We start from the raw sequence: 24,799 nt of genomic DNA, 5'->3' as shown, positions 1-24,799 counted from the left end.
CACATTTAGAGGAGACACGTATGACAACGAAAGAACGGATTATGGAGGAAGCGTTGACACTCTTTGCGGAAAAGGGATATCAGGGAACCAGTGTGAAGAATATTGCGGATGCAGTGGGGATCAAAGACAGTTCTCTGTATAAACACTACAAAAGCAAACAGGAGATTTTTGATACGATTGTACAGGAGATGTCCCTTAGGATGGAGCGGATCTCTCTGGATTTCGGCCTTCCGGGTGAATCGGATATGGGAGAAGCCGCTGCACTGTATGGCGGTCTGTCGCTTGAGGCATTGCAGGCACTTAGCAGGGGCATCTTTCTGTTTTATCTGAAGGACGAATTCGCTGCCAGGTTCAGAAGGATGCTGACGATAGAGCAGTACCGCAGCAAAGACATATATAAAGTATACCGCCAGATCTTTATGGAAGCCAGCATCTCCTATCAGAGCGCCCTGTTTGAAGAAATGTGCAGGAGGAAAATCTTCAGAGAGGCAGATCCGGAAGTGATGGCTCTTCACTTTTATGCCCCCATTTTTTTCCTCCTTAATAAATACGACCAGGAGCCGGAGCAAGAAAAGGAAGCGCTTATGGTTCTTGAGCGGCATGTGAGAGAGTTTGCACGCATTTATCAAGTGGAAAACTGAAATAGTAAAAAAGGCCCCGGCGGGTCATATGCTCTGGGAGGACTTCCAGAGCACCGTCCATTTCTGATGCTCTACATAGTAGAGCAGATGGAAGAGATAGCGGCGGGCATCTACCACTGCATCACATTCGTATTCTACGGTGGGAATGCCGCAGTAATTCTTTTTTTCAAAGGAAAGCACATGCAGATTTGTCAGTGTGCGGATCTCGCCGTCCTCCCCCTGGAATTTGATCAGTTTTGGGATGGCGGTTCCGGTGCTTGTATACCAGACACCGCAGGCCACTGGTTCCTGGCGTCCCCGGATCTTACCGGCATCCGGTGTATGAACATTAATTCCGATTCCCATACCCATAACTTATATACCTCCTGTCTTATAGCGTAAGATACACATCAGCTTTTTCATCTCTTAACAGATCCCTGTATTAAAAAATAGTAAGGCACGAATAGTCTACATCCCGCTTTTCCCGGGAAATGCCTCCTTCCAGATGGTCGATCGGCGTGTCCAGAAAAGCGGCCCGCCGGACCGTATCCATGCCATATCTCTTCCGGATAGAATCGATGGTGCTGTCCCATGTTTCCAGCTTTGCGTAGTCCGCCGTATCAAAAAGGCTCATTTGCCGAAGGGCCGTCCCATCCTGCAGCCTGCCTGTATGGATGCCCAGATGCCGGATTGCTGTTCTGCCATCCCAGAGCTGGTCAAACAGGCGGCACGCAGAACGGTACAGCTCCGTGGTAATGTTAGTGGGGTTGTCCAGAATCATCTGATGGCTGGCATAGCTCAGATCAAAACTTTTGATTCCCACAGACATCAGTTCTGCCTGTACCTGATTCTCCCTGAGCCTGGAGCCCACCGTCTCGGCAAGCCCCAGAAGTACCAGGTGGGCGATCCCGGCATCCGTCACATCAAAGGCAATGGTGGTAGAATTGCCGAAACCCTTCTGCGGCGGAGGGTCAGGCTCCACAGAGGAAAAATCAATTCCATTGGCAAAAGCCCAGATAACCTTGCCGTGTTTTTTTAAATGAGAGGAGAGAAGCTCGGGATCGCTTGCCGCAAGTTCGCCAATCGTTCGGATACCAAGCTTCAGGAGCTTGGAGGCCGTGGCCCTGCCCACAAAAAATAAATCCGAGACGGGCAGAGGCCACATTTTTTCCTGGATTTCCTCCGGAAAAAGGGTGTGGACCCGGTCAGGCTTACGAAATCCGCTGGCCATCTTTGCCAGCAGCTTGTTGCTGGAAATCCCTATATTTACGGTAAAGCCAAGCTCTTCACGGATACGGTCTCTGATCCTCATGGCGGTTCCGGCAGGACTTCCAAAGAGGTGCAGGGTGCTGCTCATATCCATAAAGGCCTCGTCAATACTGTACTGCTCCACCATGGGCGTATATTCGTTCAGGACTTTGATAAAGGCATCGGAACATTTCTGGTAAAGTCCATAATTGGGGGGGACCATATAAAGGGAGGGACATTTCTGACGGGCCTCCAGGACCGTCTGCCCGGTATGGATGCCGAAGCGTTTTGCAGGAGTGCTTTTGGCCAGAATAATGCCGTGCCTTGCGGCCACATCCCCGGAAACCGCGGAAGGAATGGTGCGCAGATCCAGGGTGCCGCCCAGATGATGAAGACGGTATGCGGCTTCCCAGGAGAGAAACGCACTGTTTACATCAATATGGTAGATAACAGTATTCATGGATACTACCTCCTTTAAAACAATTGTATCAGAACATATGTTCTATATACAAGAGGTAATATTTTCCGGGTAAGGAAGCCTGAATTCGGGGATTCCCGTGGCATAGGGGGCAATGTCATACTGCTGATAGTATATGACAATACTGCGCGGTTCAAGAAAATAACTTTGAGGATTAAAATGCTCCCGTATAAGAGTCGGATAATTATCAAAATAAGAAGAGGGGGAGGACGCCAAACGCTCTGCGGTCTGCCTCTCAATCTCTTCCAATATGTTTTCCGGATAAGAAGAATCTTCGGAATATATCGTCCGGAGGCAGATACGGTAACCGGTAGTAAAGTCCCATGTATCTGAGTTCCGGCGGGTCATGCCGTGGGCCCCGCCCATGTAGGTATACTGGTCGTTATAAAGGCTGGCGATAGAATCATGATTCAGTGTAATTTTGAACTGGGTATCCATCTCGTAAGAATTAAAGGGAATATGATCATCTTGAATGTACCGGGCACTCTCAACGGCCTGGGGGAAAAGAACTGTTTGGCAGTAATTTTCTGCCGCCCGGGAATTACAGATATAGTATTGGTTAATCTTCCTGGCGGCAGCCAAGCTGCATGTGGTTGTAAAAAAGGGATAACGGATCTTGTAGATAAAAACAGGGATATTGTGGTAGTACATTGTACTTTCCAATGTTTTTTGGGAAACTGTCTGCATGGCGGCCTCGAAAAAATAAAATTAATATACTATATTGCAAAATGCCGGGAAATATACCTTCCAGAGAATGAGCCGGCACATCAATAGCCCCATGTCTTTAGGGTCCATGCTTCGCTATCGGAGTTGCGGACGAGAATCCAGTTCCAGTCAGTGTAGGTGGAATTGGGATTCAGGCTTCCGTCTCCTCCGGAAGCGTCCACATCGAAATTGGACAGCAGGACGAGCGCATCTTTGGCTTCATACTGTTCGGCCCATTCATCGGCCTGTTTGCGGCTGATTTCTTCGTCATACCACAGGTCGGTCAGAGTACAGCCGGTGAACGTTTCTGTAAATTGGTCACGGACAATCTGCTTGGCGTCTTCAATCTCCTGTGCTGTGTATACGCCCGGAAGGCTTTCTGCATTTTCGGCCGGCTCCACATCTTTGTCTCTGCGTGGGCGGGTTATGAAAAAGATTCCGATGCATACACAGATCACGGAAACGATTCCTATAATAAGTACTTTTTTCGTTGACATTGAAACCTCCTGTTAATCTCGTATTGTGGTGACACGGACATACCGGGAAATACTTATAGGCTTTTTGGGCCGGCCGGCTGAGTTATCTTTATCTTAACATAGGAGCGGAATGGAAAAAAGGTGGAATTTCAGCTCCTTAAAATAAAAATTGCCAAACACATCATATGCCTGTTAGTAATCTCCCGAATTTACAGTTGTGTTGACAAAAACCGCCAATAGGCTCTGAAAACCCATGAAGCCCAATATCAACCCCAATATTTCTGGTGCGCCCAGAATACTATTGTTTTATTCGTCTGAATATCGTATATTAATATATACCAGGAGAATTATCTTTGGGAAATATAAAGAGAAAAGTGATACAATAGTTATTAAAAAAGCTTGAAATATTCGTATGAATGATGTGCGATAAAGATAGTTAAGGAAGGCAAGTTTCTTACAAAAAATTATTGGAGGTATTCATATGACAGACAGTGAAAAATTAGATTTGTTGTTTGAAAAAATGGGGGATCTTGAAAAAAGGATGAAAGAACTGAAACGCCAGCAAATGAAAGATACCGCAGAACTAAAAGCAATGGATGAAATTATTTTTGATGAGGTTGAGCGGGCTTGCCACCGCTCCGTATCAAATAACTTATAACAATCACAAACAGAGAAATCAAGCCCGGAATCCATAATCAGGATTCCGGGCTGTAATTATAGGTTACTATTTTAAACTTTAACGGGAATGTCGTTTTTCGTTACCGCTAATTTGCGATTTAGTTCATCAATTCTATTCAATTAGAATTTAGTGAGGTATGGTTTTGAAAATAGAAATTAAAGATATACGAAAAAAAGATCATAAAAAAGCAATTCAATTTGCAATTAAGGGTATGCACTTTGATTGGTATCTGGACAATAAATTTCTGCTTAATGCTTATGGCAGATATTTTTGGTATCTCGAAATAAATCGTGCAACACAGATTTTGGCGGCATATGCAGATGGTGAATTTGCAGGTGTTTTATTGGCAGAAATGAAAAGCGAAGAAAAGAAATACCAGAGTTTTCTGCAAAAAAGCTACATTAAAATTGTTGATGTGATACAGAGGACTTTTTTTAAGGGTGGTGCTGATCTTTATGAGGATACCACAAAAGAACTGTTAGCACATTATTTGAAATCCAATACGCCTGATGGTGAAATTCTATTTCTTGCTGCAGACCCGGATTGCAAAATTAAGGGTATAGGTACGGCTCTGCTCAATGCTTTGGAAGAAAAGGAAAAGGGGAAAACGCTTTATCTTTACACGGATGATGCCTGCACATATCAGTTTTATGAGCATAGAGGATTTGAAAGAGCGGAAGAGAAAGAAATCATCTTGAAAATGCCGAAAGGCAGAGTTCCATTAAAATGTTTTGTTTACAGTAAGACAGTATAGTAAATTCTCGCTTGCCGGGAAGGAAATCAGAATTCGAGGAGGTCTGGAAATGAAAACAATTGGGCTGATTGGCGGAATGAGTTGGGAGAGTACAGTTCCATATTATCAAATCATAAATAAAGAGGTTAAAAACAGACTTGGCGGACTTCATTCTGCAAAGGTTATTCTTTATAGTGTAGAATTTGATGAAATTGAGAAATGTCAGTCAAACGGTGATTGGGAAAAGAGTGGAGATATTCTGGGCAATGCAGCGAAAGGATTAGAGGCTGCCGGGGCAGACTTCATTCTGATTTGCACGAATACGATGCACAAAGTAGCCCCTCAAATCCAATCAATGATACATATTCCTATCATACATATAGCGGATGCCACGGCAGAAGAGCTTGAAAAATGTCAAATCCGGAGCGTGGGATTGCTGGGAACAAAATACACTATGACACAAGAATTTTACAAGCAAAGGCTGATTGACAGAGGCATAGATGTGGTGATTCCGGATGTAGAAGATATTGATGTTGTGAATGATATTATCTTCCAAGAACTATGTATAGGCAAAATCAAGGAGGAATCCCGTAAAAAATTCCAAAAGATCATTGATAGTTTAAAAGATAAAGGGGCAGATGGCGTTATCCTTGGTTGTACGGAAATCGGACTTCTTATACATCAGGCAGATTCTTCACTGCCTGTTTTTGATACAACTGTGATCCATGCAAAACGGGCAGTAGAAATAGCATTAAACAGTTAACACTCAGCAGATATAGAAAAGTTAGGATTTATGGAGGAGAACATGAAACAGGAGTATATGATAAATGCCTGTAATGGAAATCCTGGGACATGGAAAATGGTGAAGCAAGAGGAAAGGAGAACAGATAGTTGAGAAATCTGATTATGGATTTTACGCATTGCTATTCCGAAATGACATGGAAAGAACTGCAGGACATCCAATACATAGACTGTTCTGATATCCCGCAATGCAGCATGTACTGTACACCCGAAGCCGAAGATGAGATCCGGTGCAGACTCAAGTCCTGGGGCCCCTCGGGAATTCATTTTCTGGATTCGGGAAATTATCATTATGTTACGAAACTTTTCCTGGAAAAAATCAAGTTTCCGTTCTCTCTGATATTGTTTGATTATCACAATGACATGCAGATTCCTCTGGTCCATGACCTGACAAGCTGCGGGAGCTGGGCGGGAGAGGTGCTTTTCACGCATCCATATCTGGAGCAGCTTGTGCTGATCGGACCGGACAGCCGGACGATCGAAGAAATACCGGATGCCAGAAGGCGCCGGCTGCTCTGTGTCAGTCTCCAGGAACTGGAACAGCATAAAGCAAGACAGGCTTTGAAAAAGATACCGGAGCATATCCCCCTGTACATTTCTATTGATAAGGATGTACTGGGGAAAAATTATGCAAGAACAAACTGGAGCCAGGGAGGAATGTCTGTCAGGATGCTGGAAGAGATTCTGGAACTCCTGCTTGTGAACAGAGGTGTTATTGGTGCAGACATCTGTGGGGAATGCCCTGCGGGGGAGGCACTTCCAAAGTACCTTGAGGATGAACGGATAAACAGCAGGACAAATAAGGAACTATATCTGTTTCTGAAAAGGTTTATTGTAAATTAAAGCCGTATAATAACAGTAAATGTCAGGAGAATTATTGGTATATCTGTACTATCCGTTCCTATATTGACCTATCATGCGATGTAATAACAGTAGAAAGCCGGAGTTGGTTATCGCAACGGGTGATCCTAAAACAAGCATTACTAATACAGGTAGGGAGATTATGATGAATCTAAAAGAACGGGCGAAAAAAATTAAGACGGATATACCGGCTGTTTACTTGGCCTTAAAAGACGAGAATACTCCAATTGCAGCAAAGATTTTTTCTGCAATTACAGTTGCCTATGCTCTTTCACCAATTGATTTAATTCCGGATTTCATACCTGTTTTAGGATATCTGGATGATATTATTTTACTACCTGTCCTTGTTGCAGTTACTATAAGCTTTATACCAGAAAATATCATGGAAAATCATCGTAAATCAGCCAGGGATCTATGGAAAAATGGCAGACCGAAGAAGTGGTACTATGCTTTTCCTATTGTCTTAATCTGGGGGTTATTAATTTGGCTAATCGTAAAGAACTGGATAAGATGAAAAATCTGGTTATAGAATTGACACATTGCTATTTAAAGGAAATTTGAAACCACCCTTTCATTACAGTTAAATATCCCCGTAAGAATCAGGACGTACAAGCCCTGATTCTTACGGGGATATGTCTATTTTGTGTTAGATAAACTCTCCTCCGCCAGGAAGGCAGGGCCCCCGGCCCCAGACGCGGACAGCTTGTGCACCGGAGTGAAGAAATAACAAAATTTGTGCTGTATAGTAAATAAGTAATATATTGACAAAATTTAGTAATATTATTATAGAGTCGTAATTTTACCTTTGATATTATTATTTTGAAAACAAAAGGCTTTTCACAGAGACTGGAAAAGCCTTTTGAGGATTCTGTGTAACAGTTCAGACCTGTCTGAACCGTCACGGTTATGTTAAGAAAGTAATATTGGAGGAAACGAAATGAAGAACAAAAATACGACATATTTTATACTGATATATGCATTGTTTTTTACCTATGCGGTAGGGACATCTATTCTGGGCACGTTCATGGTAGATTTCCTGAATGATTTTGGAATGGATGTCTCGGAAGGCGGTATTTTCACAGTTCTATACAATACTGGCTGTTTAGCCGGGGTAATTGTATCCGCTTTTGTATTGAAATACTTTCAAAACAGGACATGGATTTTAATTACATACGCGGTATTTGCGCTGGGGATGCTCGCTGTAAGCAGGGCAGATACCCTTACGGTTTTTCTTATATTGCTGCTTCTGATTGGAATAGCAACCAAATTTCTGGATTTGACGGTAAACACGGAGATATCAGCATATCATGATGAAGAGAAAGGATTCTATATAAATCTGCTGCATGGCTGCTTCGGCGCGGGATCCTTTGCCGGACCGCTTCTGGCGGCGAAACTTCTGACAGTCTTACCCCAGTGGCAGATGATCTATGGATATATCGGAGCCGGGAGTGTGGTCTTGCTGGTGGTTTTTTTGCTCAAAGGGAAAGCCCCGGTGAGAACGGCGGCAATCGGGACACAAAATCAAAACCGTATGGACTTTGGAATATTAAAAAAGCCGGTTATTATATATTTATTATTTGCCATGTTCTTTTACTGTGGGCATCAGGGCGGCATCAGCACATGGGTGCCGCTGTATCTGCAGTATCAATATGATGCCGGGACATTTTCTGCAAGTATGGGTTCTTCATTGTTCTGGGTCTGCCTTGTTATAGGAAGACTGGTCTGTGCCAGGCTGACGATCCGGTTTAAGGAAGAGTATATACTGGCAGTGGGGCTGGCGCTGGCCATTGTGCTGCATCTGGCGGGCGTATTGATACCGGTGATGGCTTTTGCAATGATTGGATATGCGGCGGCAGGACTGTTCGCAGGAGCGGCCATTCCGTTAATTTTGACCATAGGGTACAAGGAATGCGCGGACTGCCAAAGTACTGTCTCGGTTGTTTTCTTTGTCAGTATCAGTATGGGGCATACTGTTTTTCCATGGATTATGGGAATGATCTGCGGGACATTCGGGCTGACTTGGGGCATGGTCTCTAATGTTCTATGCCTGGTGGGAACGTTAGTATTTACTATTTTATTTTTAAAAACAAAGCATACGGCGGCACCGGCGAAAGTAATACGGTGAAGCTGAACTAAGCGCCTAGTACATCGTAAAATAAGTAACTGCCACATAAGCAGACCTAAATTTCCGATAGCACCGCTCCACGAGCCTCAGCGTAGCTCACTACGCCTGCGTTTGTGGAGCAGCACTCTCAAAAATTTATTTCAGCTTATGAGTCAGTTACTTATTTTACGATGTACTAGTTCTTCTGCAGAAGCCATGCCGCACCTATCAGGTTTTCCTCCAAATCATTGTACTCGCTCCTCTGGCTTATGACATACCGTTCAAACATGGACTTATGTTCAGGATAATGGATCATGAGATCATTTGCCCGGGATGTAATCCAACTCATTTCTTTTTCCGCAGTATCAGAAACAGGATCTGTACAGGATTTGCATTCAATCATATGCAGTCCCAATTCATGAAAACACTCACACCATTCATCATATGTAGGATACGGCTTTTCAAACTGCAGCTGCCCGTTTGCCGCCTGGTCTGTAACATACGCATCGTCAATCAGGAGAAATCCCTCGTTTTTAATGGTGGACATCAATTTGGATATCGTTTCCTTAAAACTGCCTAAAATGCTGCCTACTGCACCAAAGATTACACAGTCATAATTTTTTTCAGTCTCTACTGAAATATTAACATCCTGCACCTCAAATTTACACAAGTCAGAGACACCATATTCCTGCGCCTTACATTTTGCATAGTCAATAAACTCCGGCAGTATATCGACTCCTTTAAAGTGGATATTTAACTCTTTTGCGAGCCGGACGGAGACCGCGCCCTTACCGCAGGCCAAATCCAATACCTTTGTGTCTCTGTTCATGGGTATATGATTTTTAAATGTAAGCAGCATCTCTTCGGGGGAGCTGCCTAATTCCCAAAAATCCTGTAACAGATAGGGCAGGAATGGGATGATTCCTGTTTCGTCAGATGTAAGAGATTCGGCTAATTTTTCTTTTACTTTTTCATTCATGTGTTAGCTCCTTTTAAATGCGAATTATAATTCATATTCTTATTATACAGATCGGGCGCCACCGTGTCAATAAAATACGAATTAAACTTCGTATTTTAGTTGCGGCAGATTTTTTTATATAGTATAATATTCCGGAAAGCAGGTGAATCATTATATGCCAGATATTAGAAAACCTCAGCAGACCCGTTCCATAGAGAAAAAGAACAAGATTATTAAGGCCGGATTTGAACTGTTTTGCGAACAAGGCTACTATGCTACCACGACGACACATATCTGCCAGAGGGCGGGGATATCTACCGGCGCTCTATACAGCTATTTTAAGGATAAAAAAGATATATTTATTGCGGCTTTTAAGGATTTTCTTGAGGGAGAGTATTTTAATGAGCTCCTCGAATCACTTGGCAGTTCCGTGGAACCTTTCAGCATTGACTCATTTTTAGACCGGTGCATTGATGTCTTAATTGAAATCTATCAAGGTTCCTATACAGCCTTAATAGAACTGGCTAACATGCAGTTAGAAGATAAGGAAATCATGGAAAAGTTCAGCCACTTTGAAGATACTTTTATGGCTGCGGTTGTGGAAGCATTAGCAGCACATAAGATTAAAACAGATAACTTGTCTGAAAAATATTATCTCGTTTATATACTGATTGAGGCATTAGCGCAGGAAAAAGCATTCAATAACCATGACTCTGTAAACTATGATAAGTTGAAAGAGGAAACGTACAAAATCATCAAAGGATATCTATTATTAGAGCACAGCTGACCGGCCAGATCTTCCGGGTGTGCAAGAAACGGAAGGCAAATCGGGTGTGCGGGTGGGAACCCATTGGAGTAAAAAAGAGAACATGCTGGGCGGAATTTATTTTACCAAACAAATTCCGATGCCGTATGCGGTTCGAATACAACAAGCAGTATTCGGGCCAAAAGCGGTATGTATCAGCATGTTCTCTTTTTTGTGTACGGATTTTCTGAAAATAGCCGGACTGTGACATATGAAACACGGTTTAGTTGGGAGTATGGTTTCCCTTTGAATTCGCTTCTCCTCTTCAACATTAAGGTTAACTTTAGGTTGCATTTATCTTCTCTTTAAGGTGCCGCCGTAAGATGAATGTATCTTAACAAGGGAGGTTACATATGAACATGTTATCATGCAGCAATCTGAAAAAAATATACCAAAAGCAGTGTGCAGTCAACAATCTGAGTTTTTCTGTCCGCAGAGGCGAAGTCTTTGCCCTGCTCGGAAGCAACGGCGCGGGCAAGACGACCACCATAAAAATGATTCTGAACCTGATCCCAAAGGATGCGGGAAAGGTGGAGATAGAGGAGGGGATCCGGATCGGGTATTCCCCGGAGACTCCGTATTTTCATCCGTTCCTGAACGGCCGGGAGGTGCTGGAATTCTACGGAGGCCTTCAAAAGATACCGAAGGCAGAGTTGAATAAACAGATTCCCGAATTGCTCAAGCGGGCGGGGCTGGAAGAAAGCAAGACGAGGGTGAAAGATTATTCCAAAGGGATGCTGCAGCGGCTGGCTCTGGCACAGGCCCTGCTGGGGGATCCGGAGCTTCTGATCCTGGATGAGCCCTCTGCCGGCCTGGACGCGCTGGGGCGTGTTGAGATGATGCATACGATTCAATGCTTAAAGATAGAGGGGAAAACAATTATCATCAATTCCCATATCCTCAATGACATTGAGCGTGTGTGCGACAGAGGAATTATTATGAAAAAAGGCTGCCTGCTCCATGAATGGGAAAAGGGAAAAGACAGGAGAAGCCTGGAAGAGATATTTGTAGAGAAGATCGGAGGAGCAGAGAGATGGGAATCATGAAAAATGCTTTAAGAGAGCGGATAAGAAGAAAAGATATTTATGTTGTACTTGTAATCGGTATTCTGATAGTCATGATGTGTATGAGCGGAGCGGCGACACTGTCCATAAACGGCGTGCCGGTGACCGAATTCAGTATGATGATGCCCTTAGTGCTGAATGTGGTCTCCGTAATCGGCGGTGGGATCGCCATTGCGCTTAGTCTGCGGACGATACCGAATGAATATGAGAGAAAAACCAGCCATCTGGTCTGGATCCGCGGCATCAGCCAGTGGAAATATCACGGGCAGCTTGCCCTTGCAGGCATTATCAGTTCCTTGGGCGCTTTATTCATCCTGTATGCCGGAGTCATGATATTTGCGGTAGTCAAAGGGGAATATGCGGTTCTTGCAAAATGTGTCCCTGCATTTTTGCTCTTTTCAGTCAGCACGGCGGCCGTGAGCCTGTTTGCAAGCGCGGTCAGCCTGATTTTGCCCTCAATGGCAGCAGGAGTGCTTGCCGCAGCGTTCATGCTGGCGGGAACAATGCATCCCGTTTTGGAAACTCTGTCAGGAATTGTATCCGGCCTGGCACGGCAGGTACTGCGCGGTATCCTGTTTCTAATACCGGATCTGTACGCAGTGGAGTCACAGGCGGGAAGGTTTCTTTCCGGCAAAAGTATTCAGATCCACAGCATACTGGGCGGTCTTCTGGTTCTCTACGTATGTGGGTTGCTGCTGTATCTGTTCCGCAGAAAGGAGGCGTAGAGATGAAGAAAAATATGAAAAAGGCAGGCACAGAGATGCCTGGTATAAAAAAAGACAGCACAGAGAAGACCAGTACAAAGAAGGATAGCATAAAGAGGATCAGCAAAAAACGGATCAGTGTACAGAAGGTGATCGCAGCCGCAGCCGGAACAGCACTGTTGGCAGGCTGGATTTTTACGGCAGACCGGGGAATCGGAATCCAGGAGAAGCAGATTTACAGCAAAGCACTGGAAGAACAGGAACAGGCAGATAAACTGGGCTTTTCTAATTTCAGGCTGGAGGATTATCCGGTTGCCATGTACGATGGAAAAGCAGACTACGTATTTTACAAGGGCAGCATAGAAAAGCGTTCCCCGGTACTCGAAACATTTGCGGGGACGGCATATCCGGTGGGAGACCACTATGAAGTAATCATTCCCACGCTGGAGCGGTTCAATGGCCTGCTGTCCCTGGCGGGAGGCGTAGAAGGTATGGTGTCAGGAAGCGGATATGGAGAGAAAGAGCAGATTGCTACAATCTGGCACGAGGCATTCCATGCATGGCAGCTCAGTCATTACAAGATTCTGGGGGAGGACCTGTCACCCGCCGAAATGGAGAAAGAACTGGAGCAAAGCGGGAAGGAAACCGGTGATTCGGACGAAGCCCTTTTTGTAAAAGAAGTGGATCAGAATAAAGTGCAGAAGCAGCGCTTGGAAAAGGAAATGCAGCTTTTGAACGCAGCAGCTGAAGAGAAGGACACTGATAAGATGAAAGCAGTTATATTGCAATATAAGGAGCTGCAAAGGCAGCGGCGGGAAAATATGTCTCCGGAAGCAATTACTGCAGAACAGCGGTGTGAGCTGACGGAGGGAACGGCATACTATGTAGAAGGGAATGTCCTGAAAGCCCTTAAGGGAGAGAAAGAATACCAGAAACGCTATCTGGATACACTGGATGCTTTTGAGGGCGGCAGAGGAAAATACTACCGCACCGGGATGGCTAAATGCCTTATCCTGGATAGATTGAATCCGGACTGGAAGGCGGAGTTGGACTTTACATTGAGCCTGGATGAACTGATAGATCGGGCTGTGGAAAGCAGATGAGAATTTCCAGGAGCGGATAGGGAGTATAAAATAAAGTGTGTAATTTACCGGTAACTTACACACTTTATTTTATACTCCCAAGAGATTTTTATTTTGTCTCGCAAGCCAGTTGGTCATTTGGAATATCTATGGAATGTATTTTTTCAGTTCCTGCGGCAATTGCGGTTTCATAGTACCAGCATTTGTGTTTAATGGTATCCATGATTTCCTGCAGTTCTGCCATTTGTGATTCAACCGCTCTTTTCCGTTCCAGGAACATTTCATATCTTTGCTGCAATGATGCGTCCCCCTCCTGCAGCCATTCAGAAAACTGCCGGATTTCCTTTATTGGCATTCCTGTTTTTTTGAGACAATCTATGATTCGGAGAGTTGCAATATCCTTTTCCGTGAAAAGCCGATACCCTGATTCGGAGCGCTCCATAAATGGAAGAAGACCGGATTTATCATAGTATCGAATGGTACTTGCCGGAACATTCATCTTTTTAGCGGCGTCTTTGATCGTATAATTCTTCATAACGTATCCCTGCTTTCAATAAAATAATAAAATTTTAAAATAGACCTTGACCTTAAACTCAACTTTAATGTTATATTGCATATAACCAAAAGTCAAGAACATTTATTTTAAACGCTAATACAGTTAGCCAATATGTTCTGGCTATAAATGAAATATAGTAATCAGAGAAGGAGATTATTAACGTGGAAATTACATTTGAAGGTAAAGCGGCATTAGTAACAGGCGCGGCGGGCGGCATGGGTCTTGCGGCCGCAATGAAATTTGCAGAAGCAGGGGCATCTGTAGTACTTGCAGATAAGAATGAGGAACTGGTTATGAAAGCGGCAAAGGATTTGGCAGACCGTAATTACAGGGCAATTGCCGTTGCCTGTGATGTTAGCAATGAAGCGCAGGTAAAAGCAATGGTAGATAAGGCGGTTGAAACATTCGGCCGCTTAGATGCCGCTTATAATAATGCGGGTGTAAACAGTCCCATGACTGATATTGCTGATCTTGAAGAGGAAGAATATGACCGTATCATGAATATTGACCTTCGCTCAGTCTGGCTTTGTATGAAATATGAATTGAAGCAAATGAGAATTCAAGGCAGCGGAGCAATTGTGAACTGTTCTTCTTTAGGAGGGCTGGTTGGTAATCCGGGACGTGCGGCATATCATGCAGCGAAACATGGTGTTCTGGGTATGACGAAGAGTGCTGCTATTGAATATGCGCCAAAGGGCATCCGGATTAATGCGGTCTGTCCAGGGGTTATCGAGACACCAATGGTTGAAACGATGGTCAAAACTGGTGATTTCTCAAGGGAAGAAGGAGCAGCGCTTGCGCCTATCGGCCGCCTGGGTCGTGCAGAGGAAGTTGCAGATGTCGTTTTGTGGCTTTGCAGTTCTGCATCCACATTTGTGATTGGGCAGTCCATCGCAGTTGATGGCGGATATACCATTATTTAATAAGATGATGAACGTACTTGGGAAGAATGAAAGGTGGAGGATGATAAATGGAATATCGTAAACTGCCTCATGGCGGTGAACCAATCAGTGTCATCGGTATGGGGGCGTCTGTGATAGGTGAGCAGGCGGAAAAGGATATAATTGAAACCGTGCAGTATGCATTGGATGCGGGAATCAATTATTTTGATATGGCCGGTGGACACGCAAGTATCTTTCCTGCGTATGGGAAAGCCTTAGAGGGGCGAAGAAAAGAGGCAATGCTGCAAGTTCATTTTGGGGCAGATTATGTGACCGGCGAATATGGATGGACAACCAATCTGAATACAGTCAAAAAATCCATTGACTGGCAGCTTGATAATCTGAGAACAGGTCATATTGATTTTGGTTTTATCCATTGCATTGATGAAGAGACGGACCTGATCACTTATGAAAGGAACGGCGTGCTTAGGTTTATCACGGATTTAAAGGCGCAGGGAGTGGTAAAGCATATCGGCCTTTCCACCCATGCTCCGGAACTGGCAAACAGGGTGTTGGACAAAAATATTCTTGATATGCTGATGTTTTCCATCAATCCAATGTATGACTATGGGCAGGGAGACTATGCAATTGGAAGCGATGACGAAAGACAGAAGCTGTACCGCCGCTGCGAGAAGGAGGGCGTTGGCATTTCAGTTATGAAACCATTTAATGCCGGGCAGCTCCTTGATGCAAAAAAATCCCCCTTCCACCGGGCGCTGACCACTGCTCAGTGTATTCAGTATGCACTTGATAAACCAGGTGTCCTGACAGTCCTTGGAGGTCCCGCTGACAAACGGGAGCTGAAGGAAATACTGGCTTATTTTAATACAACAGAAGAGGAACGGGATTATTCGGTGATCAGTTCCCTTGCGCCGGATGAATCGGTTGGAAAATGTGTGTACTGCAGGCATTGCCATCCTTGCCCGGCCGGCCTCGATATCGGGTTGATCAATAAATATTATGACCTGGCGCTGCTGGGAGACACTCTGGCAAGAGAACATTATCTCACCTTGGAAAAGACGGCGTCAGACTGCATAGGCTGTGGACACTGCAATAAAAGATGCCCCTTTCAGGTGATGCAGATGGAGCGTATGGAAGATATCAAAAAATACTTCGGGAAATGAAACGGTATAACAGCGAACATGGATGCCTTGTAGCGATACAGGGTGTCTTTTTTGTTTAATGAATATGGGGAGAGGAGGGAAGCGATGCTATTAATACAAATACTGTTAAGCAAAGAAAAACCGGTGGACTATGAATAGACTTAAATTCTTATAGAGAAGAACAGATATACTTGACAAACTTCTACGACATCTATACTATTACTATTAGTAATTACTTTTAATAAACATTTTAGGGAGAGGAGAACCCTATGATTGCAAAAGAGTTGGAAAAACTATTAGACAGCTGTTTCGTCGCCAAGAAAATTATTGAAACTCTTCCTGAACTCCCAAAGGGGATCAAACCCCGCCATATCCACGTATTACACGTGATTTATAAACTGGAGGTTCAGCAGGAAGAATGCTGCGTGAGTGATATAAGCAGGATATTAAACATTACTTTGCCAAGCGTTACCAAGCTGGTAAAAGAACTGGAAGAAAGGGAGCTGATAAGAAAACTCACAAAGTCACAGGATAAGCGCACTATATTACTGAAACTGACCGATAAGGGAGATGAATATGTAAAAAAGTATGTTCTGGAGTTTCATGGTAAATGGGCAGATAACCTCGCTGATATTTCAACAGATCAAGTAGAGCAGACAGTCCAGACTATCACAAGACTGCAGAAAACGATGCCGGGATTGGAGAATTAAAATTATGGAAGCAAAAGGGAAAAAAGAAATTTCATTTACGGAAGGTTCTGTGGGAATTGCGCTTATAAAATTTGCGGTTCCCGTTTTGGGCGCATTGGTTCTGCAGGCGGCATATGGAGCGGTTGACTTGCTGATCGTCGGAATATTTGGCGATGCGGCAAGTATCTCAGCAGTAGGCACAGGCAGTGTATTTATGAATATGATTACATTTATCATTACAAGTCTGGCTATGGGTTCCACGGTCATTATCGGTCAGCATATTGGGGAGAGGAACCCAAAGGCGGCGGGGGATACGGTCGGCACAACCATTATTATGTTTGGGGCACTCGGTATCATAGTGACCATACTGCTGGAAGTATTTGCGGAAAATATCGTGCATATCCTTCAGGTGCCGGCAGAATCAGTGGAGAAGACAATTCAATATATTCAGATTTGTTCGGGTGGTATTATTGTTATTATTGCTTATAATGTCATTAGCAGTATCCTCAGAGGTGTTGGAAATGCGAATCTGCCGTTTCTATTTGTTGGGATAGCATGCGTGGTAAATATTATCGGAGATTTATTTTTTGTGGGAGTCTTACATATGGATGTTGTCGGAGCCGCACTGGCAACGGTTCTTGCACAGTTGGTATCGGTAATCATATCATTAGCGGTTTTAAGACGGAAGAATCTGGGCATTATTTTTTCAAAACAGCAGCTGAGGGTATCCGAAACGGAGCTGAGGAAAATTCTGCGGGTTGGAGTCCCCATTGCTTTGCAGGAGACAACGGTACAGATTTCGTTTCTGGTGATTAATTCTATTATTAATGGTATGGGGCTGATGCCATCAGCAGGCTATGGAGTTGCACAGAAGTTGGTTTCCTTTATGCTGCTGGTTCCTGTTTCTGTTATGCAAAGTGTGTCCGCATTCGTTGCACAAAATGTTGGTGCAGGCAAACATAAACGCGCATTCAAGGGATTCTATACGGCTATGCTTGGCGGCGGTATAGTGGGAGTTTTTATGTTTTTATTCAGCTTTTTTGGCGGAGAGCTTATTTCTTCCATATTTTCCGGTGATCAGGAAGTTATTGCGCAGAGCGCCGCTTATCTGAAAGGATACTGCCCTGAATGTATCCTGACCTGTGTATTGTTCAGCAGCATCGGATACTTTAATGGAAATGGGGTGTCAAAGCCTGTCATGTTCCAGGGAATCATCTCAGCTCTGTGCATTCGGATTCCTGTCTCTCTTTTTATGTCAAGGCTGCCGGGTTCATCACTGACATATGTAGGATTAGCCACGCCGATCGCAACGGTTTGGGGAATTGCATTTTTTGCATGTTGTTTTATATGGTTCAGAAAAAAGCAGAAGAACTTATTTGGAGGTGTAATGCAATGATTTACGTATATCATTATAATTCCCCATTGGGGGGCATTACGATTTCAAGCAGCGGAACAGCGATAACAGGTCTTTGGTTTGACGGGCAGAAATATTTTGGTGTTACACTTCCAGAAAACTGTGAAGAAAAGGAGCTGGCTGTTTTTGATGAAGCAAAACGCTGGCTGGACATTTATTTCAGCGGAAAAGAGCCGGATTTTACACCGCCGTTATTGATGCAAACCACGCCCTTCCGCAAAGCAGTATGGGAAATTCTGCTTACCATTCCCTACGGGCAGACGATGACCTACGGCGGGATCGCGGACAGGATTGCAAAGCAAAAAGGCCTCGATAAAATGTCGGCACAGGCAGTCGGAGGCGCCGTTGGGCACAATGCCATTTCTTTGATAATACCCTGCCACAGAGTAGTCGGAACCAACGGAAGTTTGACGGGTTATGCAGGCGGGATCGAGAAAAAGGTGCAGTTGCTGACACTGGAAAAAGCAGATATGTCGACATGTTTTGTTCCAAAAACAGGAACGGCAGTATAATCCGGGAATAGCGCGGTCACGTAAAATCGGAGTAATATGTTATACCCAAAGGGCATGAGTTACGGGGTGCCCTTTGGGTATGCTATTTTACATAGGAATACCGGATTCACAGCGAAATGGGAGGAATGGATAATGTATACAATTCTGGCGGCGGACGATGAGGCAGAGCTTCTGGATGTACTGGAACTATATCTGGACAGAGAACATATCGGGATCAGAAAGGCGAAGGACGGGATCGAGGCAATGGAAATCTTCCGGAGGGAGGAAGTACACCTTGTACTTCTGGATATTATGATGCCAGGGCTGGACGGATATGCGGTTCTCAGAAAGATCAGGGAGACCAGCCGGATTCCGGCGATAATGCTGACTGCGAAGAGTGAGGATTATGATAAGATCCTGGGACTGGAACTGGGGGCGGATGATTACATCACAAAACCTTTTAATCCTCTGGAGGTTGTGGCACGTATCAAAGCGCAGCTCAGAAGAAATTATGACTACCGTGAAGAAACAAAGCAGGCCAGGGAAGTGCTCCGTCTCAGGGGACTGCTGCTCAGCGAAGAGGAAGGGACAGTGGAGCTGGACGGCAGGGCAGTAGAGCTGACATCCACGGAGTTTAAGATTTTAAAGCTGTTCATGGGACAGCCGGGAAGGATCTTTACAAAACAGCAGATTTTTGAAAGCGTGTGGGAGGATTCCTACGCGGGGGACGACAATACTGTTATGGTACATATCAGCAACCTGAGGGGCAAGCTGGAGCAGTCGGGCGGGCAGCCGCCTCAGATTAAGACAGTAAAGGGCCTGGGTTACAAGATGGAGAGGGAGACGTGATGAGAAAGAGAAAAAAGTCAGGCAGCGTATTCAGGCAGCTGGTGGGCAGTTATGTTCTCTTTGCTGTCTTTCTGGTAATAGGACTGAACGTATGCATGTTCGGGATACTGATTGGCATCGGGGGCGGCAGTATCGAGACTCTGGCGCCCTATGATATGGTGGACGGCAGCGGCAAAATCCAGAATCTGAGTGTACTTGAAAAAAATGGCGGCTGGATTGAAAAGCTGGATGAAGACTATCGCGTTCTGGAGGTATACGGAGATAAACTGGATGAACCAAAGTCGTATACCCAGGAAGAGATCTACGAATATCTGGTGACCGATAATTATCTAGAAACGACTGCCTCAGCAAAGGATTACAGAGGATTTATAAAGACGGTGAAAAAAGGGGGACAAACTTTCTATTATTTAATTAAAATAGACCGGAAGGCGCTGTCAATGACTTATAATTATAATGCAGGGAGCAGCCAACAGGGCAGGAAGCTGACCGTCGGGTTTCTTTTATTGTTTGTACTGTTCTTTGCCGGCAATTGCTTTCTGATGAGCCGTTATCTATCCAGAAAGATACGCAGGCCATTGAGGGAGATCACCGGTGGAATGGAGCAGGTGATTAAAAACGGTGTGGATCAGGTGCGGCTGGATTTTCGTGCACAGCGTGAGTTCGAGGAGATACGTGATAGTTTTAACATCATGACGGAACGCCTGGAAGAGGAGAAGCGGGAAAAACGGATCAGCGAAGAAAAGAAAAACCGTATGCTGCTGGAATTGTCCCATGACATCAAAACCCCTGTCTCTACGATTAAAAGTTATGCAAATGCGCTGGAGGAAGGGCTGGTAAAGGCGGAAGACTTGAAGGAATGCTATCGGATTATAGACAAAAAGGCGGCCAGGGTGGATGTGCTTGTCAATGAAATGTTCCTGCTGCTGAAGCTGGACAACCCGGAATATGAGCTGGAGCCGGAACAGACAGACCTCTGCGAGCTGGTGCGCTCAGCATGCGCCGAATACTATGAAGAGCTGGAAGACAAGGGAATTGAGATGCATATTGAGATCCCGGAGACTCCAATTACGGCGGCTGTTGACAGAAAAGAGTTTACCAGAGTCATTGAAAATCTTCTAAGTAATATTGGAAAATACAACCGGACCGGGCAGGGAGCCTGGATCACCGTCAGGGAATCAGGGGGAAGAGCGGAGATTATTGTACAGGATGACGGGGAGGCGGTTGCAGAAGATATCCGCCCGATTCTGTTTGATCCGTTTGTGCGCGGGGATAAAGCAAGAATATCCAAAGGCGGAACCGGGCTGGGGCTTGCCATAGCCAGGAAGATTGTGGGCAAGCTGAGCGGAACGATCGAGTATGCTTATGAGGAGGGGAAAAACCGGTTTAAGATTACACTTTGAATGATGATGTATAGGATCATGCAACAGAGATCCTGCAGTACTTTTGCAGCACTGTGCCAGCTGGATAAAAGTACTGCAGGGCCTTTGTTTTCCAAATGAAAATTGTACTCTCAACGATCTCTGTTGCAATAGAGAAGACTGGATGCTGTCAGGCTATCAGCTTTCAAACGGCCTTGCTGCTTTATATCACAGCCCAACTATTTTTCTTACAGTATTTGCTGTTCGTATTGTAATCTTGTCCTTAACATTTGCACTGGCTGTCTTTGACCACCAATTTGTTTTCTGATAATCCTTCCGGCTAAATGACCAGAAAATTACATTTTTGTAATTATGCACTTTCTCATATTCCGCCTTCGGCTTGCCGATTTCATCAAAAAACTCTTCATAAGATAAAGGGGGCAAAAGAAATATAATGTTGTCGTATATTTCCTTATTACTATCTCCCCACCAATCAGGAGCATTAATTAATAGTTCTTTTAATTTTTCCTGCAAAACAATAAAAACTGGAATATCTAAATCAAATCTATCTTTTATTATTCGTTTAACTTTGTTGGAAAGAACGTTTTTATCATCAATAACACTTGAAAAGATTACATTACCACTATTAAGATAAGTTGTAATATCTGTAAAACCAAGTTCTGCAAATGCCTCTTTTAATTTACTCATGTCTATCTTGTTTTTACCGCCAATATTTATTCCCCTTAACAAGGCAATATATCTTTTCATATGAGATTTCCTTTCTAAACACCGAGTTATTATTTGGAATCGTCAGCTAATGGCTTCTCCTATCGGAAATCACACTTCTAATTAGGATGCCGCTCAGATGCTGCTTCTATGTATATACATCCTATACGCTCTTGTAATCTCGGGTTCGCCATCTCCCTGAACCATACAAAAAAATTCCCAGCCATAACGCTCATAAAAAGAGGTGTGATTTGTTATAAGATATAAGGTATCAATTCCTTTCTCCTTCATGTCCATACATACATAATTCAATAAGGCACCGGCAACTCCAATGCAGCTTGATTCTTTATTTCAGGCATTTCTATTAGACGTATTATTTTATAATTCATTTGATTTATTCCTCCGTCAACTCCCCATTTCTATGCTGTTGAACTTTCAAATAATTGGGGATTTATCGTTCTCTTTTCAGATAAACCATATCAACCAGTTGTATTCCATCTTCAAACATTGGGTGATCGTAATTATCTACAAAAAAGTTCTTAATTCTATGGGATTCTGTAAAACCACATTTTTTATAAAAAGATAGGGCCGAAGGACAGTCTCCAGTACCAACATACAGAACAGTGCAGTCGGAATAAGAATTAAATAAAAATTCTATCAGGTTTTTCCCGTAGCCTTTACGTTGACATTCGGGCAGCACTGCAATGTTTTTAAGCTCATAAATGCCATCGTTTTCATTGGTTATCACACATTCAGCTTTTATGCCATTATCATCCAGAACAAACATTTCGCCTTTTTCAAGGTATTTGTCTATCATACTTTCCTGCTCATCAGCCAACAACAGCAAATCAATATATTCTTTTTTTTCACCTGTAACTTTTTTGATATTCATTATTCACCTACCTTTGAAATGGCTTTCTGACAATCAGTTCGTCGATTTCATTTCCAAAACAAGTAACAGCCCCTGCTATAACTCCGTTTTGCAGGTAAATAAAAGTAGTGTTTATTTTATCGCTCATTTGAGAATATTTAGAATAATAATTAATTGGTTCAATCTCCAAATCTTTTCTCATTTCATAGAAACATTCATTATAAATCCGCATGTATTCATCCCAATATTTTTCTTGGAAGGGAACACAAAGTATATCATTATGGTATTCTAAGGCTTCTTTAAATGACAACTCATAAGCGATTATCTCTTTCATCATGATATCTCCATCGATTCAAATTTCCCAATCCTACAAACTGAAATTTGATATTATCCAACATTCAATTCTTCCTGTAATTTTCAAAAAACAATGCAACATGATAACCATCTACGATTGCGTGTGATACTTGTATGGCAATGGTCATTTACTTGTTCAATACAGTTTATACATAATCAAAAATGCCTTGTATCGCATCCGTTATATTGATGATATCTGCCATCGAAATACTATCTGTTTTTAAAAACCCTCTCACATTAAGATCTAATAAAGCTAATTTTTCGCATTGGACATATCCCTCCATGCTGTCTGCTTTAATCTTAATATGGAGAGGGCTGGGCACACTATCTTGAAAAATAGGACAGCCAATAATTTCGCCGGTTTGATTAAAAAAGTCCTTACTCGTAACAAGTACAGGACTCTTAATTCTTTCTATTTTGACGATGTCACCCTGATGTAACGTTTCTTTCATTACCAAACCTCTCTTCCTACGGTTTCACCCCAGTCATACTCGCCGTCCAAATTTAGTTTTCCCTGAAACTCGGCAGCTCTTTCTTCAAGTGTTTTATGTCTGAATGGTTTAACCAGCGTGATCATACCGTTGGCTACTTTAACATCTAATACATCATCAATAGAAATATCTGCTTCCTGCAGGATATCTTTCGAGATGCGTATTCCCTGACTATTGCCCCATGCCTTAACTTGTAACTGCATAAAAACACCTCCATTTGTTATGGTATATACATAGTATATACCATTGACGTAAATGAATCAACTATTTATATATCTCCTGAGGGAGGCATATCCCCTTTCCATTTCCGGATCGCTTCGAACCTCTTTTTAACCTGCAGTTCCTCCCCTTGTCCGGTCGGATGATAATAGTGCCGGTCTTTCAGGGAATCCGGCATGCACTGCATGTGCGTCAATTTTTCTTCCGTATCGTGCGCATATTCATATCCTTTTCCGTACTCCAGTTCTTTCATCAGGCGGGTAGGCGCATTGCGGATCTGCAGAGGAACCGGTTCGGCCCGCAGATTGCGGACATCCTTTTTACAGTCTTCACATGCGGTATAGAGTGCGTTCGACTTTGGAGCAAGAGAGAGATAAGTGACCGCGTGTGTGAGATGCACGTCGCATTCCGGCATGCCCAGAAAATGACAGGCCTGATACGCAGCTACCGTAACCTGCAGGGCATGGCTGTCCGCCATTCCGATGTCCTCGCTGGCAAAACGGATCAGGCGGCGGGCAATATAGAGGGGATTCTCCCCGCCCTCCAGCATTCGCATCATCCAGTAGATAGCCGCATCGGGATCACTGTTTCTCATGGATTTATGCAGAGCAGAGATCAGGTTATAATGTTCTTCTCCATTTTTATCATAGAGGAGTGATTTTTTGCTGATACACTGTTCCAGCCCCTCATTCGTTACCGTGATTCCGGCTGCGCTGATTTCTCCATTCAGCACCGCCATCTCCAGTGTGTTCAGGGCCGTTCTGGCGTCTCCATTTGCAAAAGCAGCGATGGCCTCAATCTGGGCAGGCGTAATATGTACATTCTGACCGCCGAAACCGGAAGGACTCACCAGGGCATGGCCCAAAAGTTTCACCAGATCCTTTTCTTCCAGTGCTTTCAGTACAAAAACGCGGCAGCGGGAGAGCAGAGCGGCATTGACTTCAAAAGATGGATTTTCAGTCGTAGCGCCAATGAGTATAATGCTGCCCTTCTCGACGAAAGGCAGAAATGCATCCTGCTGGGCTTTGTTAAATCGATGGATCTCGTCTACGAACAAAACGGTACGAATTCCCATGCGCCGGCTCTGTTCGGCCTGATTCATGACTTCTTTGATTTCTTTTATTCCGCTGGTAACGGCGCTGAAATTAATAAAATCAGCTTTTGTCTGTCCGGCGATAATGCTGGCAAGAGTGGTCTTGCCAACACCCGGAGGCCCCCAGAATATCATAGAAGAGATCTGGTCCCGTTCGATCAGCTGCCGGAGGATCTTCCCCTTTCCGAGCAAATGCTCCTGCCCCACAAAATCTTTGAGCGTATCCGGACGCAGGCGGCTGGCAAGAGGGGCCGTCTGCCTGCGGTCGTCAAATAAATTCATTTGTTCCATAATGTTCATCTCCTGTTTCAACATCTGGCGGGATG

At 44.0% G+C, this 24,799-nt stretch carries 31 protein-coding genes; 18 read left to right on the top strand and 13 right to left on the bottom strand.

The annotated features are described in order from the left end of the window. The first annotated feature begins 20 nt into the window (after positions 1 to 20). On the top strand, positions 21 to 641 hold the full coding sequence (locus tag ARB69_RS02075) for a TetR/AcrR family transcriptional regulator (protein WP_050639692.1): 621 nt from the start codon (positions 21 to 23) through the stop codon (positions 639 to 641). A gap of 24 nt (positions 642 to 665) precedes the next feature. Here ARB69_RS02075 and ARB69_RS02070 read toward each other — a convergent pair whose 3' ends face one another. The 4 genes from ARB69_RS02070 to ARB69_RS27545 form a co-directional block, all read right to left on the bottom strand. After that, complete coding sequence (locus ARB69_RS02070; protein ID WP_025656968.1) at positions 666 to 992, bottom strand: hypothetical protein; 327 nt, start codon at positions 990 to 992, stop codon at positions 666 to 668. Between the two features lie 70 nt (positions 993 to 1,062). Beyond that, positions 1,063 to 2,328, bottom strand: a complete 1,266-nt coding sequence (locus tag ARB69_RS02065) for a DNA polymerase Y family protein (protein WP_055150490.1) — start codon at positions 2,326 to 2,328, stop codon at positions 1,063 to 1,065. 42 nt (positions 2,329 to 2,370) lie between these two features. Next, positions 2,371 to 3,033, bottom strand: coding sequence for a DUF3298 and DUF4163 domain-containing protein (locus ARB69_RS02060; protein WP_055150487.1), 663 nt, complete (start codon positions 3,031 to 3,033; stop codon positions 2,371 to 2,373). An 80-nt stretch (positions 3,034 to 3,113) separates the two neighbouring features. Further along, positions 3,114 to 3,548, bottom strand: a complete 435-nt coding sequence (locus ARB69_RS27545) for a hypothetical protein (RefSeq protein WP_055150484.1) — start codon at positions 3,546 to 3,548, stop codon at positions 3,114 to 3,116. A gap of 460 nt (positions 3,549 to 4,008) precedes the next feature. Here ARB69_RS27545 and ARB69_RS26565 point away from each other — a divergent pair, with 460 nt between their 5' ends. The 6 genes from ARB69_RS26565 (at position 4,009) to ARB69_RS02030 (ending at position 8,726) form a co-directional block, all read left to right on the top strand. After that, positions 4,009 to 4,185 carry a hypothetical protein gene (locus ARB69_RS26565; RefSeq protein ID WP_154253391.1) on the top strand — a complete coding sequence of 59 codons (177 nt, stop codon included), beginning with the start codon at positions 4,009 to 4,011 and terminating at the stop codon, positions 4,183 to 4,185. 157 nt (positions 4,186 to 4,342) lie between these two features. Then, the gene (locus tag ARB69_RS02050; RefSeq protein WP_278312351.1) at positions 4,343 to 4,960 is read left to right on the top strand and encodes a GNAT family N-acetyltransferase; all 618 of its coding nucleotides are present in this window, start codon (positions 4,343 to 4,345) and stop codon (positions 4,958 to 4,960) included. 49 nt (positions 4,961 to 5,009) lie between these two features. Further along, on the top strand, positions 5,010 to 5,702 hold the full coding sequence (locus ARB69_RS02045) for an aspartate/glutamate racemase family protein (protein WP_050639697.1): 693 nt from the start codon (positions 5,010 to 5,012) through the stop codon (positions 5,700 to 5,702). 128 nt (positions 5,703 to 5,830) lie between these two features. Next, positions 5,831 to 6,583 (top strand): arginase family protein, encoded by a 753-nt coding sequence (locus ARB69_RS02040; RefSeq protein ID WP_083486988.1) that lies wholly within the window; start codon positions 5,831 to 5,833, stop codon positions 6,581 to 6,583. 163 nt (positions 6,584 to 6,746) lie between these two features. Next, a complete protein-coding gene (locus ARB69_RS02035) occupies positions 6,747 to 7,115 on the top strand; it encodes a YkvA family protein (RefSeq protein ID WP_055150478.1) in 369 nt (122 codons plus the stop codon). A gap of 423 nt (positions 7,116 to 7,538) precedes the next feature. After that, on the top strand, positions 7,539 to 8,726 hold the full coding sequence (locus ARB69_RS02030) for an MFS transporter (protein ID WP_055150475.1): 1,188 nt from the start codon (positions 7,539 to 7,541) through the stop codon (positions 8,724 to 8,726). Positions 8,727 to 8,901: 175 nt separating this feature from the next. On the opposite strand, the gene ARB69_RS02025 is transcribed toward ARB69_RS02030, so the two are convergent. Beyond that, a complete protein-coding gene (locus tag ARB69_RS02025; protein ID WP_055150472.1) occupies positions 8,902 to 9,684 on the bottom strand; it encodes a class I SAM-dependent methyltransferase in 783 nt (260 codons plus the stop codon). 154 nt (positions 9,685 to 9,838) lie between these two features. Between ARB69_RS02025 and ARB69_RS02020 the strand changes: the two genes are divergently transcribed. From ARB69_RS02020 to ARB69_RS02005, 4 genes are all read left to right on the top strand, one after another. Next, positions 9,839 to 10,450: a TetR/AcrR family transcriptional regulator gene (locus ARB69_RS02020; protein ID WP_050639701.1), complete on the top strand. Its 612-nt coding sequence runs from the start codon at positions 9,839 to 9,841 to the stop codon at positions 10,448 to 10,450. Positions 10,451 to 10,821: 371 nt separating this feature from the next. Next, entirely contained in the window at positions 10,822 to 11,514 is a 693-nt protein-coding gene (locus ARB69_RS02015; RefSeq protein ID WP_055150469.1) for an ABC transporter ATP-binding protein, read from the top strand. Further along, complete coding sequence (locus ARB69_RS02010; RefSeq protein WP_050639703.1) at positions 11,502 to 12,257, top strand: hypothetical protein; 756 nt, start codon at positions 11,502 to 11,504, stop codon at positions 12,255 to 12,257. The genes ARB69_RS02015 and ARB69_RS02010 overlap by 13 nt, the downstream gene beginning before the upstream one ends. Positions 12,258 to 12,259: 2 nt before the next feature. Continuing rightward, positions 12,260 to 13,339, top strand: a complete 1,080-nt coding sequence (locus tag ARB69_RS02005) for a hypothetical protein (protein WP_055150466.1) — start codon at positions 12,260 to 12,262, stop codon at positions 13,337 to 13,339. Positions 13,340 to 13,427: 88 nt separating this feature from the next. Here the strand turns inward: ARB69_RS02005 and ARB69_RS02000 are convergent, their stop codons facing one another. Continuing rightward, positions 13,428 to 13,853 carry a MerR family transcriptional regulator gene (locus ARB69_RS02000; RefSeq protein ID WP_055150463.1) on the bottom strand — a complete coding sequence of 142 codons (426 nt, stop codon included), beginning with the start codon at positions 13,851 to 13,853 and terminating at the stop codon, positions 13,428 to 13,430. Between the two features lie 182 nt (positions 13,854 to 14,035). On the opposite strand from ARB69_RS02000, the gene ARB69_RS01995 reads away from it, so the two are divergent. The 7 genes from ARB69_RS01995 (at position 14,036) to ARB69_RS01965 (ending at position 20,761) form a co-directional block, all read left to right on the top strand. Then, the gene (locus ARB69_RS01995; protein ID WP_055150460.1) at positions 14,036 to 14,797 is read left to right on the top strand and encodes a glucose 1-dehydrogenase; all 762 of its coding nucleotides are present in this window, start codon (positions 14,036 to 14,038) and stop codon (positions 14,795 to 14,797) included. A gap of 47 nt (positions 14,798 to 14,844) precedes the next feature. Next, positions 14,845 to 15,939 (top strand): aldo/keto reductase, encoded by a 1,095-nt coding sequence (locus ARB69_RS01990; RefSeq protein WP_055150457.1) that lies wholly within the window; start codon positions 14,845 to 14,847, stop codon positions 15,937 to 15,939. 248 nt (positions 15,940 to 16,187) lie between these two features. Further along, on the top strand, positions 16,188 to 16,628 hold the full coding sequence (locus tag ARB69_RS01985; protein ID WP_055150454.1) for a MarR family winged helix-turn-helix transcriptional regulator: 441 nt from the start codon (positions 16,188 to 16,190) through the stop codon (positions 16,626 to 16,628). 4 nt (positions 16,629 to 16,632) lie between these two features. Next, entirely contained in the window at positions 16,633 to 18,003 is a 1,371-nt protein-coding gene (locus ARB69_RS01980; RefSeq protein WP_055150451.1) for an MATE family efflux transporter, read from the top strand. Next, complete coding sequence (locus ARB69_RS01975; RefSeq protein WP_055150448.1) at positions 18,000 to 18,533, top strand: methylated-DNA--[protein]-cysteine S-methyltransferase; 534 nt, start codon at positions 18,000 to 18,002, stop codon at positions 18,531 to 18,533. Before ARB69_RS01980 ends, ARB69_RS01975 begins: the two co-directional genes overlap by 4 nt. A 132-nt stretch (positions 18,534 to 18,665) precedes the next feature. Then, complete coding sequence (locus tag ARB69_RS01970) at positions 18,666 to 19,361, top strand: response regulator transcription factor (protein ID WP_050639708.1); 696 nt, start codon at positions 18,666 to 18,668, stop codon at positions 19,359 to 19,361. Further along, positions 19,361 to 20,761, top strand: coding sequence for a HAMP domain-containing sensor histidine kinase (locus tag ARB69_RS01965; protein WP_050639709.1), 1,401 nt, complete (start codon positions 19,361 to 19,363; stop codon positions 20,759 to 20,761). Before ARB69_RS01970 ends, ARB69_RS01965 begins: the two co-directional genes overlap by 1 nt. Positions 20,762 to 20,947: 186 nt before the next feature. On the opposite strand, the gene ARB69_RS01960 is transcribed toward ARB69_RS01965, so the two are convergent. The 7 genes from ARB69_RS01960 to ARB69_RS01930 form a co-directional block, all read right to left on the bottom strand. After that, positions 20,948 to 21,487 (bottom strand): DUF1697 domain-containing protein, encoded by a 540-nt coding sequence (locus ARB69_RS01960; RefSeq protein ID WP_055150445.1) that lies wholly within the window; start codon positions 21,485 to 21,487, stop codon positions 20,948 to 20,950. 93 nt (positions 21,488 to 21,580) lie between these two features. Next, positions 21,581 to 21,778 carry a GNAT family N-acetyltransferase gene (locus ARB69_RS28175; RefSeq protein ID WP_347562034.1) on the bottom strand — a complete coding sequence of 66 codons (198 nt, stop codon included), beginning with the start codon at positions 21,776 to 21,778 and terminating at the stop codon, positions 21,581 to 21,583. A gap of 118 nt (positions 21,779 to 21,896) precedes the next feature. Further along, complete coding sequence (locus ARB69_RS01950) at positions 21,897 to 22,337, bottom strand: GNAT family N-acetyltransferase (protein ID WP_055150442.1); 441 nt, start codon at positions 22,335 to 22,337, stop codon at positions 21,897 to 21,899. Positions 22,338 to 22,344: 7 nt separating this feature from the next. Then, positions 22,345 to 22,653, bottom strand: coding sequence for a hypothetical protein (locus ARB69_RS01945; RefSeq protein WP_157355600.1), 309 nt, complete (start codon positions 22,651 to 22,653; stop codon positions 22,345 to 22,347). A 163-nt stretch (positions 22,654 to 22,816) separates the two neighbouring features. After that, positions 22,817 to 23,122: a type II toxin-antitoxin system PemK/MazF family toxin gene (locus tag ARB69_RS01940; RefSeq protein ID WP_055150436.1), complete on the bottom strand. Its 306-nt coding sequence runs from the start codon at positions 23,120 to 23,122 to the stop codon at positions 22,817 to 22,819. Then, complete coding sequence (locus ARB69_RS01935) at positions 23,122 to 23,364, bottom strand: hypothetical protein (RefSeq protein ID WP_055150433.1); 243 nt, start codon at positions 23,362 to 23,364, stop codon at positions 23,122 to 23,124. The genes ARB69_RS01940 and ARB69_RS01935 overlap by 1 nt, the downstream gene beginning before the upstream one ends. Positions 23,365 to 23,429: 65 nt before the next feature. Continuing rightward, positions 23,430 to 24,764 carry a replication-associated recombination protein A gene (locus ARB69_RS01930; RefSeq protein ID WP_055150430.1) on the bottom strand — a complete coding sequence of 445 codons (1,335 nt, stop codon included), beginning with the start codon at positions 24,762 to 24,764 and terminating at the stop codon, positions 23,430 to 23,432. Between the last annotated feature and the right edge of the window lie 35 nt (positions 24,765 to 24,799).

Origin of the sequence: Faecalicatena contorta (assembly GCF_001404335.1) — a bacterium.
Lineage (GTDB): Bacteria > Bacillota > Clostridia > Lachnospirales > Lachnospiraceae > Faecalicatena > Faecalicatena contortus_B.
This window is presented reverse-complemented; position numbering and strand designations above follow the sequence as displayed.